Annotated in this window: 14 protein-coding genes; 8 read left to right on the forward strand and 6 right to left on the reverse strand. The window is 66.1% G+C overall.

All coding sequences use genetic code 11. The annotated features are described in order from the left end of the window. Positions 1–61: 61 nt before the first annotated feature. From fliP to TSH20_RS01970, 4 genes are read right to left on the reverse strand one after another with little or no spacing between them, the layout of a single operon-like run. Positions 62–850 carry a flagellar type III secretion system pore protein FliP gene (fliP, locus tag TSH20_RS01955; RefSeq protein ID WP_109073142.1) on the reverse strand — a complete coding sequence of 263 codons (789 nt, stop codon included), beginning with the start codon at positions 848–850 and terminating at the stop codon, positions 62–64. Beyond that, complete coding sequence (locus TSH20_RS01960) at positions 847–1,185, reverse strand: flagellar biosynthetic protein FliO (RefSeq protein WP_109073143.1); 339 nt, start codon at positions 1,183–1,185, stop codon at positions 847–849. Before TSH20_RS01960 ends, fliP begins: the two co-directional genes overlap by 4 nt. A gap of 21 nt (positions 1,186–1,206) precedes the next feature. Then, a complete protein-coding gene (locus TSH20_RS01965) occupies positions 1,207–1,620 on the reverse strand; it encodes a hypothetical protein (protein WP_109073144.1) in 414 nt (137 codons plus the stop codon). After that, the gene (locus tag TSH20_RS01970; RefSeq protein WP_109073145.1) at positions 1,617–1,976 is read right to left on the reverse strand and encodes an EscU/YscU/HrcU family type III secretion system export apparatus switch protein; all 360 of its coding nucleotides are present in this window, start codon (positions 1,974–1,976) and stop codon (positions 1,617–1,619) included. The genes TSH20_RS01965 and TSH20_RS01970 overlap by 4 nt, the downstream gene beginning before the upstream one ends. Positions 1,977–2,170: 194 nt before the next feature. Between TSH20_RS01970 and flgB the strand changes: the two genes are divergently transcribed. The 8 genes from flgB (at position 2,171) to recA (ending at position 9,547) form a co-directional block, all read left to right on the forward strand. After that, positions 2,171–2,575: a flagellar basal body rod protein FlgB gene (gene flgB / locus TSH20_RS01975; RefSeq protein WP_109073146.1), complete on the forward strand. Its 405-nt coding sequence runs from the start codon at positions 2,171–2,173 to the stop codon at positions 2,573–2,575. Between the two features lie 41 nt (positions 2,576–2,616). After that, positions 2,617–3,027: a flagellar basal body rod protein FlgC gene (flgC, locus tag TSH20_RS01980; protein WP_109073147.1), complete on the forward strand. Its 411-nt coding sequence runs from the start codon at positions 2,617–2,619 to the stop codon at positions 3,025–3,027. A 52-nt stretch (positions 3,028–3,079) separates the two neighbouring features. Next, positions 3,080–3,379 carry a flagellar hook-basal body complex protein FliE gene (gene fliE / locus TSH20_RS01985; RefSeq protein ID WP_109073148.1) on the forward strand — a complete coding sequence of 100 codons (300 nt, stop codon included), beginning with the start codon at positions 3,080–3,082 and terminating at the stop codon, positions 3,377–3,379. A 42-nt stretch (positions 3,380–3,421) separates the two neighbouring features. After that, entirely contained in the window at positions 3,422–3,781 is a 360-nt protein-coding gene (locus TSH20_RS01990) for a flagellar biosynthetic protein FliQ (RefSeq protein WP_109073149.1), read from the forward strand. Beyond that, positions 3,778–4,548 (forward strand): flagellar biosynthetic protein FliR, encoded by a 771-nt coding sequence (gene fliR, locus TSH20_RS01995; RefSeq protein WP_109073150.1) that lies wholly within the window; start codon positions 3,778–3,780, stop codon positions 4,546–4,548. The genes TSH20_RS01990 and fliR overlap by 4 nt, the downstream gene beginning before the upstream one ends. A gap of 13 nt (positions 4,549–4,561) precedes the next feature. Then, positions 4,562–5,638: a flagellar biosynthesis protein FlhB gene (flhB, locus tag TSH20_RS02000; RefSeq protein ID WP_109073151.1), complete on the forward strand. Its 1,077-nt coding sequence runs from the start codon at positions 4,562–4,564 to the stop codon at positions 5,636–5,638. A 205-nt stretch (positions 5,639–5,843) separates the two neighbouring features. After that, positions 5,844–8,315: an ATP-binding protein gene (locus tag TSH20_RS02005; protein WP_247871540.1), complete on the forward strand. Its 2,472-nt coding sequence runs from the start codon at positions 5,844–5,846 to the stop codon at positions 8,313–8,315. A gap of 152 nt (positions 8,316–8,467) precedes the next feature. Next, entirely contained in the window at positions 8,468–9,547 is a 1,080-nt protein-coding gene (gene recA / locus TSH20_RS02010; RefSeq protein ID WP_085089587.1) for a recombinase RecA, read from the forward strand. Between the two features lie 248 nt (positions 9,548–9,795). Here recA and TSH20_RS02015 read toward each other — a convergent pair whose 3' ends face one another. Together TSH20_RS02015 and TSH20_RS02020 are read right to left on the reverse strand one after the other, a co-directional pair. Further along, positions 9,796–10,371, reverse strand: a complete 576-nt coding sequence (locus tag TSH20_RS02015; protein ID WP_109073152.1) for a hypothetical protein — start codon at positions 10,369–10,371, stop codon at positions 9,796–9,798. 88 nt (positions 10,372–10,459) lie between these two features. Next, positions 10,460–13,072 carry a glycosyltransferase family 2 protein gene (locus TSH20_RS02020; protein WP_109073153.1) on the reverse strand — a complete coding sequence of 871 codons (2,613 nt, stop codon included), beginning with the start codon at positions 13,070–13,072 and terminating at the stop codon, positions 10,460–10,462. Positions 13,073–13,239: the final 167 nt, after the last annotated feature.

The following is a 13,239-nucleotide window of genomic DNA, read 5'->3' on the forward strand; positions in this document are numbered from 1 at the left end:
GAAGGCCAAGCCCGGGGGCTGCGACGAAGTGCGCAGGGCTGTTCGCGCTATGCGCGCAATTTCAGAGAGTGCCGAAGCTGCGCGCCAGCGATCCGGCGATCAGGTACCACCCGTCGACCAGCACGAAGAAGATGATCTTGAACGGGATGGCGACCATGGTCGGCGGTAGCATCATCATGCCCATCGACATCAGGATGGACGACACCACCATGTCGATGATGAGGAAAGGCAGGAACAGCAGGAAGCCGATCTCGAACCCGCGCTTGATCTCCGAGATCATGAAGGCCGGGACCAGGACGTGCAGCGGCATGTCGTTCGGCTCCTGCACATTCTGCAGGCGGGCCATGTCCATGAACAGGCGCAGGTCCTTCTCGCTGGTGTGATGCAGCATGAAATCGCGCAAGGGCGCCACCGTGCGGCGGAACGCCTCCATCTCGTCGATTTCCTGGTTCATCAGCGGCTGGATGCCCTGGGTGTAGCTGCGCTCGAACACCGGGGCCATGACGAAGAAGGTCAGGAACAGCGCCAGCGACATCATCACCGTGGTCGGCGGCACCTGCTGCACGCCCAGCGCATTGCGCAGGAAGGACAGCACGATGACGATGCGGGTGAAGGCCGTCATCATGATGAGGATCGACGGCGCCAGCGACAGCACCGTGATCAGGCCGATGGTCTGGACGATGCGGCCGGTGGCGGTGCCGCCGGCGTCGCCCAGGTCGAAGGTCAGGCTCTGCGCCAGCGCCGGCCCGGCGCTCAATCCCAGCACCACGCCCACAACGAGCGCCAGCGCCAGCCCGGCGGCTGCCGGCTTCCACCAGGATCCCACGCGCCTCAGGACGGCCCCCGTCATCGCGGCTGGCTCCCGGCCGGTGCGGACGCGGCGGGGGCATCCGCCGTCCCCGCGAGCGCCGTGTCGAATCCCCCGGCGGGGGCGCTGTCAACCAGCAGGTCGCCGTTGGCGCTCAGCAGGATCAGATGCTCGCGGTCGTCGCGGCGGACCAGGATCAGCCGCCGCTTGGCGTCGATCGGCAGCGCCTCCACCACGCTCAGCCGGCGCTGGCGCGCGCGTCCGCGCACGGTGCCGCCGGCCATGCCGACCCGGCGCATCACCCAGGCGACGACCATGATGAGCGCCACTACGAAGACGAGCGCCATCAGGAAACGGATATACTGGTCGAGATCCATGGAAACGGCAGGCTTTCTGTATCAGGGCGTATCGTCAGGGCGGCCCGGAGCGGCCGGGGCGCCGTTGCGGCCATAGGCGGCGGCGGCGCGCTGACGGGCGGTGTGCGGATCGTCGCGACCGGCCAGCGCGGCGGCGATGGTTTCCTCCCGCCGGGCCTGCTGGTCGGTCAGCGCGGCGGCCAGCGGAGCCAGCGCCGCAACCAGATCGCCGAGCGGGCCGAGCAGGGTCCGCGCCTCCCCCCGCGGCAGGGCTTCGGCGGCGAGGCAAAGATGGGCGACGCGCTCCTCCAGCCCGGCGAGGTCGATCAGCACCCCGGCCTCGGCCTGCGCGCGCGCATCGTCGAGCGTTGCACCCAGAGCCACCGCCCGGTCCGCAATCCGGCTGGCCGACTCGGTGCTTTCGGGCGAAGGGGAGGCGGTTGGCGGACGGGTCACGGCTTGTCCTCCTCGACGATGTCCTCGGAGTGCGGCTCCGACGGCATCGTGCCGTTGGCGCGGTAGACATAAGCGAGAATTTCCGCCACCGCGGCGATGGCCTCGACGGGGATGTCGCTGTCGACCTCGATGGCGGACAGGATCTCGACCAGATCGGCGTCCTCGCGCACCTTAACGCCGTTGGCGAAGGCAACCTCCAGGATCTGCTCCGCCACCGTGCCCTTGCCGGTGGCGACGATCCGCGGCAGCGTCTCCGTCCCCAATTGGTATTTCAGCGCAACCGCGACCGGCCGCCGGGCAGGGGACGGCCTCTTGCCGGCTGGCGGTGAGGCGGGAGGGCGGGCTTGCGCGGACAACAGGCGGCCTTATCGAAGGGTCCTTCCTGCGCCGCATCCTGGACCGGTAGGCTTAACGAACTGTAAAGGCGGGGTGTCTGCGCGGTTCCACCTGCAGGGATTCATCCTTCGTTAACGCAAACGGGCGACCATCGGAGGCTGTGACGATGCCCGGCCTGGGCAGCGTTCGGCGGCATTGGGGCGGGATCAGGGCCATGGACCTCGGTAATCTCGGCATCTTCAAACTGATGTCGCGCAAGATGGACTGGCTGACCCAGCGTCAGGAAGTCATCTCGCAGAACATCGCCAACGCCGACACGCCGGAGTACAAGGGCCGCGACCTGAAGCCCTTCACCTTCCGCGACGCGCTCGGCGACAGCCGGCGGCTCACCCCGGTGGCGACCAACGCGTCCCATCTGGCCGGCACCCGCGGACCGGGCGGCTTGGCGCAGGAACAGAAGGTGCGCGATCCGTACGAGACGGCGCCGGACGGCAACAACGTCGTCCTGGAAGACCAGATGATGCGGATGAGCCAGAATTCGATGGATTACCAGACCATCACCAACCTGTACAAAAAACAGGTGGCGATGATCAAGTCGGCGATCCGCTCGGGCAGTTGATCGGCTTGGATTTGCCGGCGGGTTTTTGAGGAGGCGGTGCGATGGATCTCTACAAGTCGATGGCGGTTTCCGCCTCCGGCATGAAGGCGCAGGGCACGCGCCTGAAGGTCATCTCGGAGAATCTGGCGAACGCCAACACCACCGCGGAAACGCCGGGCGATCTGCCCTACCGCCGCAAGACGGTCATCTTCAAGAACGAGCTGGACCGCGCGATGGACGTCGACAAGGTCCGCGTCGCCAAGGTCGATGTGGACAAGAGCGATTTCCAGCGCCGCTACGATCCCTCCCACCCGTCGGCCGACGCCGACGGCTATGTGCTGATGCCGAACGTCAATTCGGTGGTCGAGGCGATGGACATGCGCGAGGCCCAGCGCAGCTACGAAGCCAACCTGTCGGCCATCGACACCGCGCGCCAGATGCTGACCCGCACCATCGACATCCTGCGTGCCTGACCTCGTCCCGCCCAATCGCTCCTGAACCTCTCGACCGACCGGAATCGCCGCCATGATCAATCCGCTGAACGCCGCCGCGGCCTACGCCACCACCGCCGCCAAGACGACCGGCCCCGGCATGGCCGCGCGCGACGGCCTCTCCTTCGGCGACGTGCTGGAACAGGCGGCCAAGGAAAGCATCGGCACCCTGAAGAAGAGCGAGGACATGTCGGCCATGGCAGCCGTCGGCAAGGCGGACCTGAACGACGTCGTCCAGGCCGTGACCAATGCCGAGGTGACGCTGCAGACCGTCACCGCCGTGCGCGACAAGGTGCTGAACGCCTATCAGGAAATCCTGCGCATGCCGATGTGACGGCGTCCGTTCCGCACCCTCCGCCGTTCTGAACCAGTCGTCATGAACGAGACCGAAGTCATCGAACTCTGCCGCACGTCCATCGTCACGCTGGTGATGGTCTGCGGGCCGATTCTGGTCATCATGATGGCGGTCGGCACCGTCATCTCCATCTTCCAGGCGGTTACCCAGATCAGCGAGCAGACCCTCGCCATGGTGCCGAAGGTGCTGCTGGTCTTCGGTCTCAGCATCCTGCTGATGCCCTTCATGCTGGGCAAGCTGACCGACTTCTTCGAACATGAGGTCGCCGACCGCATCGTCGCGATCGGCGTCGGCGCCACCGACAATGGCGGCGCGCCCTTCACGCCCGGCACCAGCGTGACACCGCCCCCGGCGCCGACCGCGGCCGCGGCGGGCCAATGAACGTCCTGCAGCAGCTTCTGGGCGAGCAGATCTTCGTCTGGATGTTGGTCTTCATGCGGGTCGGCACCGCCTTCAGCGTAATGCCCACCATCGGCGACGCCTTCGTTCCCACCCGCATGCGCCTGCTGTTCGCGTTGGCGGTCAGCACGCTGGTGGCGCCGGCGATCCGGCCGATGCTGCCGCCGATGCCCGGCAGTCCGTTCCAACTGATGGTGCTGGCCGCCGGCGAGATGACGGTGGGGATTTTCCTCGGCACCATCGCCCGGCTGCTGATGGGCGCGCTGGAGGTTGCCGGCACCATCATCAGCCTGCAGAGCGGCCTCGCCAACGCGCAGATCTTCAACCCGGCGCTGGCGACGTCGGGTTCTCTGCCCGGCTCGCTGATGGGCTGGCTGGGGCTGCTTCTGATTTTCGTCACCGACCTGCATCATCTGCTGATCATGGCGGTGGTCGACAGCTACGCCACCTTCACGCCGGGGGCGGCGATCCCGATCGACGACATGGCGAACGTGGTCGGGCAGCTGGTCTCGAAAAGCTTCATGTTGGGGGTGCAGATGTCCGCCCCCTTCCTGATCACCGGCATGCTGTTCGCGCTGGCGCTGGGATTGCTGAACAAGCTGGCGCCGCAGGTGCAGGTGTTCCAGCTGTTCACCTCGGTCCAAGTGCTGCTGGGTCTGTTCATGTTCGCGTTGACGCTGGGCGCGATGATGCTGTTCTGGCTGTCGCGCTTCGAATCGACCTTCATCGAATTCCTGAAGCCGCTGTAGAGGGGGGACGCCCGTGTCGGAAGAGGCGGACGAGTCCTCCAAAACAGAGGACCCGACATCCAAGAAACTCGACGAGGCCCACAAGCAGGGCCAGTTCGCGATGACCCGTGAGGCCGCGAACTGGTTGATGGTCGCGGCGATGCTGGTGGTGCTGGTCTCCATCCTCCCCGGCACCCTGAAGGGGCTGGTGTTCCGGCTGAATTACTATTTCGAGAATCTGGACCAGTTCACCTTCGACAGGGCCGGGGTCGGCGCGCTGCTGTTCCGGGTGATGCGCGACGTCATGTGGGCGCTGTGGCTGCCCATCCTGCTGTTCGTGGTGGCGGGCGTGGTGTCGACCATCGGGCAGACCGGTTTCCACGTCTCCTGGGAACTGATCTCCCCGAAGTTCAGCAAGCTGAACCCGCTGCCCGGCCTGATGAACATGTTCAAGGCCAACCAGGGGGTGGAACTGCTGAAGAGCATCGTCAAGCTGGCGGTGGTCGGTGGCGTCGCCTACATGGCGCTCGTGCCGATGTTCGGCGGAATCGAGGCCTATATCGGCATCGACATCGTCACCATGCTGCTGCAGATGGACGGGCTGGCCCACCGGCTGCTGATCTGGGTCCTGGTGGTCCTCACCTTCATCGCCGCCGGGGACTTCCTGTGGCAGAAGCAGCAGTTCGACAAGAAGATGAAGATGACCAAGCAGGAGGTGAAGGACGAGCACAAGCAGCAGGAAGGCGATCCCGTCGTCAAGGGCCGCATCCGACAGATCCGGTTCGAGCGTGCGCGCAAGCGCATGATGGCCGCGGTGCCGAACGCCGACGTGGTGGTCACCAACCCGACCCACTTCGCGGTCGCGCTGAAATACGACCCGACCCAGATGGGCGCGCCGATGGTCCTGGCGAAGGGCGTCGACCAGGTCGCCTTCAAGATTCGCGAGATCGCCGAATCGAACAATGTTCCGGTCATAGAAAACCCGCCCCTCGCCCGTGCGCTCTATGCCGCTTGCGATATCGACGAAGAAGTTCCGTCCGAGCACTATCGGGCGGTCGCCGAAGTCATTACCTATGTCTTCAAGCTCAAAGGGCGGGCGCTGCGCAACTGATCCGGCTCCGTAACGGTTGACGGGACCGGTGGAGCGGCCGACCATCGCAGGTGGCGTGATGGAGATGCCCGGCCGGTAACATCCGGTCCGGGGCAACTCCCAGGAAGACCGTGTGGGGTTTGGAGTATTGGTGGACGACACAACTTCCCTTGCCGACACCGCACGCAATGCAGCGAACCACCGGGCGTCGTCCGGCGGAGTGCTGATGCTCATCCAATATGCGCTGGCGCCGGCCGGGCTGCTGGTGCTGGCCGCCGGCCTGCTGCTGGACCGCGACGAAGTCGGCTGGCTGGGCGCCGGGCTGGCGGCGGCGGGCGTGGCGCTGCTGATCGGCCGAAGCGTGTCGGTGGTGCGGCGGTCGGCGCGGATCGGCGCGCTGCTGAGCGGGGCGCTGGAAGGGATGCCGGCCGGGCAGTTGGTCTGCGACGGGGCCGACGAGGTGGTGTTCGTCAATGCCGCCTTCCGCGAACTCGCGGGCTGGCGCCGCGGCGAACGGCCGCTGGACGCCCTGGCGCGCCAGTTTTCCGGCGACCCCGACAGCGCGCGTGAATTCCGCCGCCTGCGCGAGCGGGTGAGGGCCGGTGCCGCCGCTTCGGCCGAGCTGGCGATCCCGGCGCTGGACAACCGCCCGCCGGAATGGCGCAAGGTGCAGGGGCAGCCGGTCGCCGGCTTCCCCGGTTCCGTCCATTGGCGGATCGAGGACATCACCGCGCGGTGGGAGCTTGAGCATGTCATGCTGCGCGAGCAGGCCAAGCTGGCCGACTTCATGGAGCATGCGCCGGTCGGCTTCTTCTCGGTCGATCAGAACGGCCACTTCCTGTTCGTCAACGCCACACTGGCGCAATGGCTGGAGGCGGCACCCGGCGATCTGACCGACGGCGAATCGCGGCTGCACGGCATTCTGGCCGTGCCCCCGGTCTCCGCGGCCCCCTTCGACCTGTTCGATCACGGTGGCGGCGAGCAGCGCGGCGAACTGACCATGGTGGGGCTGCGCGGCCGGCGTTTCCAGGTTGCTGTGGCGCAGAGCGTGGTGCGGGCCGACGACGGCACCATCCACACCCGGTCGGTCGTGCGCGACCTGTCGCCCGAACGGGAATGGCAGGAGGCCCTGCGCCAGTCCGAACAGCGCTTCCAGCGCTTTTTCGAAGACGCGCCGATCGGGATCGCCCTGGTCAACGAGACCGGCCAGCTGACCGAATGCAACGAGGCCTTCCTGGCGCTGATCGGCAGCGAGGCCGGCAGCGTCATCAACCGCCCGATGGCCGACCTGATCGTCCCGGCGGAGCGCGAGGCGGTGACCGCGCGGCTGAAATCCGTGCAGGGCGGCGCCGACCCTGCCCACCCTCTGGAGGTGCGGCTGTCCGGCGGGCGGGAACTGACGGCCCAGCTCTATGCCCGGCGCCTCGCCAACCCGGTACGGACGGATAGCCGCACGGATGGCGGCAAGGCGGATGGCAGTCGGGCGGATGGGGTCGGCCTGATCCTGCACTTCATCGACATGACCGAGCGCAAGAGTCTGGAGGCGCAGTTCGCCCAGTCGCAGAAGATGCAGGCGGTCGGCCAGTTGGCCGGCGGCGTGGCGCACGACTTCAACAATCTGCTGACGGCGATGATCGGCTTCTGCGACCTGCTGCTTCTGCGGCACAAGCCGGGCGACCAGTCCTTCAGCGACATCATGCAGATCAAGCAGAACGCCAACCGCGCCGCCAACCTCGTGCGGCAGCTGCTGGCCTTCTCGCGCCAGCAGACCTTGCAGCCGCGCGTCATCAACGTGACCGATGTGCTGGCCGAATTGGCGAACCTGCTGCGGCGGCTGATCGGCGAGAACATCGAACTGAAGATGATCCACGGCCGCGACCTGGGGCTGGTCAAGGTCGACCAGAACCAGCTGGAGCAGGTCATCATCAATCTGGTGGTCAATGCCCGCGACGCCATGGCCGGCGGCGGCAAGCTGACCATCAACACCACCAACTACGTCGTCAGCCAGCCGGAACGGCGGGAGCATGAGACGATCCCGCCCGGCAGCTATGTCTCCATTGAGGTGATCGACACCGGCTGCGGCATCGCGCGGGAGAATCTGCAGCGCATCTTCGAGCCCTTCTATACGACCAAGGAGGTCGGGTCGGGCACCGGGCTCGGCCTGTCGACGGTGTACGGCATCGTTCGGCAGACCGGCGGCTTCGTGCTGGTCGATTCGGCGGTGGGGGAGGGGACGACCTTCACCATCCTGCTGCCGCACCACCAGGGCGAACTGCGCCCGGTCGATACCGCCGAACCGCGCGAGCGGCGCGGCAGCGACCTGACCGGCACCGGCACCATCCTGCTGGTGGAGGACGAGGACGCCGTGCGCGTCTTCTCCGCCCGTGCGCTGCGCAACAAGGGCTATCAGGTGCTGGAAGCCAAGAACGGTGAGGCGGCGCTGCAGCAGATCGAGACCAACGGCGCTTCCATCGACCTGCTGATCACCGACGTGGTGATGCCGCAGATGGATGGCCCGACGCTCGCCCGCCATGTCCGCAAGCTGCGCCCGGAAATGCGGGTGATCTTCATCTCCGGCTATGCCGAGGACCGTCTGGGCGAGATCGACGGCGTCGAAGTCGCCCATTTCCTGCCCAAGCCCTTCTCGCTGAAACAGCTGGCCTCCAAGGTGAAGGAGGTCATCCGTGACGGTCGGTGAGGGGCGACTCCGCCCGCAACGGCATACCCGGACATACCCCGTAAAATAGGAACGCACAGGCAACATCAGTCCTTGCAAACGAGAACGAAGAGAGTACATTCAGCCTCGTTGCAAGAGCGCCGACCGTGTGTTCTAAGAGAGGGGTACCGGGCATGTCGTCCGCACAGCTTCGTTTGGTCGAGAAGGATTCCATGGACAAGCAGAAGGCGCTCGATGCCGCCCTGAGCCAGATCGAACGCGCGTTCGGCAAGGGCTCGATCATGAAGCTTGGCGCCCGTGAGAACCTGGTCGAGACGGAGGTCATCTCCACCGGCTCCCTGGGTCTCGATATCGCGCTGGGCATCGGTGGCCTGCCGAAGGGCCGCATCATCGAAATCTACGGGCCGGAAAGCTCGGGCAAGACGACGCTGGCGCTGCACGCCATCGCCCAGGCCCAGAAGGCCGGCGGTACCTGCGCCTTCGTCGATGCCGAGCACGCGCTCGACCCGTCCTATGCCCGCAAGCTGGGCGTCAACATCGACGAACTGCTGATCTCCCAGCCGGATGCCGGCGAGCAGGCGCTGGAGATCGCCGACACGCTGGTGCGCTCCGGCGCCATCGACGTGCTGGTGGTCGACTCGGTCGCCGCGCTGGTGCCGCGCGCCGAACTGGAAGGCGAGATGGGCGACAGCCATGTCGGCCTGCACGCCCGCCTGATGAGCCAGGCTCTGCGCAAGCTGACCGGCTCCATCTCCAAGTCGAACTGCCTGGTGATCTTCATCAACCAGATCCGCCTGAAGATCGGCGTGATGTTCGGCAATCCGGAGACGACGACCGGCGGCAACGCGCTGAAGTTCTACGCCTCCGTCCGTCTCGACATCCGCCGCATCGGCTCGATCAAGGACCGCGACACCGTCGTCGGCAACCAGACCCGCGTCAAGGTGGTGAAGAACAAGATGGCCCCGCCGTTCCGCGTGGTCGAGTTCGACATCATGTACGGCGAGGGCGTATCGAAGGTGGGCGAACTGCTCGACCTTGGCATCCAGGCCGGCGTTGTCGACAAGTCGGGCGCGTGGTTCAGCTATGACGGCACCCGCATCGGCCAGGGTCGCGAGAACGCCAAGACCTATCTGCGCAACAATCCCGAGATGGCCGACGCGATCGAGGCCAAGATCCGCGGCAACGCCGGTCTGGTCGCCGATGCGATGATGGGCACCCCGGAAGCCGACGGCGAAGCCTCCACTCCGGAGTGAGGCTTAGTAGGGTATGTGGGTTGAAAAGCCCCGCCTTCCGCAAGGGAGGCGGGGCTTTTCTGTTTGGGGGGTATGGAGTTGCGGAAGGCAAATGCCCCCTCCCTAACCCTCCCCCACCTTCGGTGGGAGAGGGAACTCCGCGGCTTCACGAATAACCTACGTCGCCAAGCGTCCTGCCCCCTCTCCCTCGAAGAGGGGGAGGGATGGGGAGGGGGCATCAGCCAGCCAACACCTCACCAACGCCACACCTACACATCCACCACCATATGCGGCCGGAAGGCTCCCTCCAGCGTCAGCAGCAGGTGCAGGTAGACCGCCACCTTGCGCGCGCGGTCGCTGTTGCGGGATAGGCAGTCGCGCAGTTGTTCGGCCAGCCGCGCGGTTTCCGGATCCATCTCCGGTGCGGCGGCGATTGCAGCCTGGACGATGTGCTCCGGATCGACGGGGACCTCTGCCGCCGGATCCTTCAGCAGGGCTTCGGCCAGCGCCTCTTCGTCATGGTGGACCGGGGGTGGAGCGGCCGGAGGTGGCGGTGCTCGGCTGGACAGATGGCTCCGGAGATTGTCCTTCAGCCTTGTCCGCTGACGCTCGTCCAACCCGTCGAACTGGTCGACCTCGTCGAACAGAAGGTCATAGAGGCGGCGGCGCTGCGGGTTGGGCGGGTTGTGGTCGCGCCGCTCCTGCTCGCGGTCGTGCCGTTCCTGGCGGGGGTTGCGGCGGCTGTTGCGGTCGGTGGCGTTGCCGCTCCGCTCGACGCCTGCAGTGGTGCGGACGCTGAACTCCGGCGGGCCGATGCCGCGCCCGGAGGTGAGATTGCCGGACATGAGCCGCCTCCCGGGTTTGGTTCTCCCTGGCGGTCAAGTCTGGCAGAGCCGGCGCTTTCGTCAATTCGAAAGCGCCGGCCCCCATTGGTCAGTCGCCGGCCCCGGCACTCACGGCGCCGTCGGCGGCTTCCGGCTTGCTCTTGCCGAAGCCGATGGTGGGGAAGACGTTGATCAGCGCGGTGATGAAGGCCGCCAGATAGGGCAGCGACTGCACCACCAGCAGGCCCGACCACATGAAGGCGTCGCGGTTCTCGTGGCCGAAGACCATGACGATGGCCAGCGCCGCACCCCACAGCGACACCAGCAGCACCAACTCCTCCCGCGCCATCAGGAAGGCCTGCATCAGCGCCGGCTGGTTCTCGCACTTCGGCGTACGGACGAAGGGCCGGCCGGAGGTGAAGATGCCCAGCCACATGGCGCGGCCGACCGTATGGGTCAGCGCCATGCCGGCCACCGCCGCCCCGACCTTGTCCCAGAAGCCGCACTTCACCCGCGCCTCGTAGAGCCAGAGCGAAGCGCCGACCTTGAAGGCGAAGACGCTGAGCGTCGGGATCATGAAGACGTTCGGCGGGAACTCGAAGTACTTGGGGAAAGCCATCAGGCCGATGGACCAAATGATGCCGGCGATGCCGAAGATCATGTGGGCGGCGTCGGCGAACCAGGGCAGCCAGCCGGTGATGAAATGGTACTTCTGGCCGGCCGTCAGCTCCTTCGCGCCCGGCGACAGCTGGCGCCAATGGTGCTTCAGGATCTGCACGGCGCCATAGGCCCAGCGGAACCGCTGCGTCTTGTAGGCGGAGAAGCTGTCGGGAACCAGGCCCTTGCCGTAGCTCTCCGGCATATAGACGGCCTCATAGCCATGCTCGAACAGGCGCAGGCCGAGGTCGGCGTCCTCGGTGATGCACCACTCACCCCAGCGGCCGACCTTTTCCAGGGCCGACTTGCGGATGATGGTCATGGTGCCGTGCTGGATGATCGCGTTGCGCTCGTTCCGCTGGATCATGCCGATGTGGAAGAAGCCGGCATATTCCCAGTTGGTCATGCGCTGGAACAGGTCGTGTTCCCACTCGCGATAGTCCTGCGGCGACTGGACGAAGCCGACCTCCGGCCGGTTGAAGTGCGGAATCGTCGCCTTCAGCCAGTCGGGATGGACCTGATAGTCGCTGTCGATGACGGCGATGTGTTCGGCGTCGGGGGCGGTCTGCGCCAGACCGAAATTCAGCGCACCGGCCTTGAAGCCCGGCCAGTTGTCGAGGTGGAAGAAGCGGAACTTCGGCCCCAGCTTCTTGCAGTATTCCTCGATCGGACGCCAGACGGCCGGGTCCTTGGTGTTGTTGTCCAGCAGCAGGACTTCGTAGTTCGGGTAATCGAGATTGGCCAGCGCGTCCAGCGTCTGCATGACCATGTGCGGCGGCTCGTTGTAGCAGGGCACATGGATCGACACCTTAGCCGCATTGGGCAGCGGGGCGGCGGAGCAGGGGATGAACTTGCGCTTGAACTTGTGCTGCCAGACGACCTCCGTCAGCTCCATGCCGTCGATCAGCATGACCGCGAACAGCACCAGCTGGCAGAAGATCAGCAGGCCCCAGGCGATTTCGGTGGTGAGCGCGAGACCGGCGGCGGATGCCGCGCTGACGGTGAAGACAAGGACGGAGGCCACCGCCTGGATCAGCGCGCCGTAGAAGATCTGGCCGCCGATCTTCAGGTCGCTGCGGCGCCACAGGAAGAACACCAGCGGCAGGAAGCCCAGCGCGATGGCGGTGGCGCACTTGATCTCCCAGTTGCGGACCTCGTGCACCCCGCCGATCATCGGGAACTTCGGGTTGCGCTGATAATCCCACAGGCCCCAGCTGGTGCCGGCGGTGCCCTCGATCTCCCGCTTCCACGGCTGGTCGAAGGCCTCCATGATGAAGTAGTCGAGCTTGTTCTGGGCGGCGACGTTCAGGAAGTTGCGGATGAACTTGGCCTGATTGACCTGGCTGGCCTCGGCGCCCCGGCGCCACGGTCCGTCGGCCGGCCAGCCGATCTCGCCGATCAGGATGTGTTTGTTCGGGAACTTCGCCTTCAGCTCGTTGTAGCGGAACATGGCGTAATCGACCGACTGGTCGACCGGCACGCCTTCCCAATAGGGCAGCAGATGGACGGCGAGGAAGTCGACCGCGTCGGCCAATTCGGGATTCTTCAGCCAGACGTGCCACGGCTCGGCGATGGAGACCGGGACGTTGACCTTCTTCTTCACCCGCTTGATGTATTCGATGGCCTGCGGGACGGTCAGGTCCGCGCGCAGGATCGCCTCGTTGCCGACCAGGACGCGGCGCACGTTGCTGTTGGCGCGGGCCAGCTTGATCAGGCCGGCCAGTTCGGGCTCGTCGATCTCCGGCTTTCCGGTCGTCCAGGCGCCGGCGGTGACCGGCAGCCCGTGCTTGGCGGCAATGGCCGCCACCATTTCGGAGCCGTCGGTGGTCGAATAGGTCCTGACGGCCTTTACCGCGCCTTCCAGCGCGTCCATGTCCTGTTCGATGTCCTCGGCGGACGCCTTGTCGCCCTTCGACGGGCTCTTGTCCGAGTGGAAGGGGGTATAGGCGACGCCGGTGATGGCGCCCGCCCAGGACCGCTCGTCCACCGGTCGGTTCCACAGCGCCCAGAAGGCGATGTTGCCGAGGATCACCAGGATCAGAACCGCAAAGGCCGATTTGCGCATGTGGGTCGTTCTCGCTCGCCGCACCAGAAAACATGGATACGGCCCGTGGATATGGCGCAAGGGGACCGTTGCCGCCCCGACCATGTCCTCGGACCGAACTCTACAATCGTCCAACGAATGCCGCTGCGCCGTATGCCCGGCGCGCACGGCAATCTATACAAGCTTCG

Origin of the sequence: Azospirillum sp. TSH20, assembly GCF_003115935.1 — a bacterium.
In the GTDB taxonomy this organism is placed as follows: domain Bacteria; phylum Pseudomonadota; class Alphaproteobacteria; order Azospirillales; family Azospirillaceae; genus Azospirillum.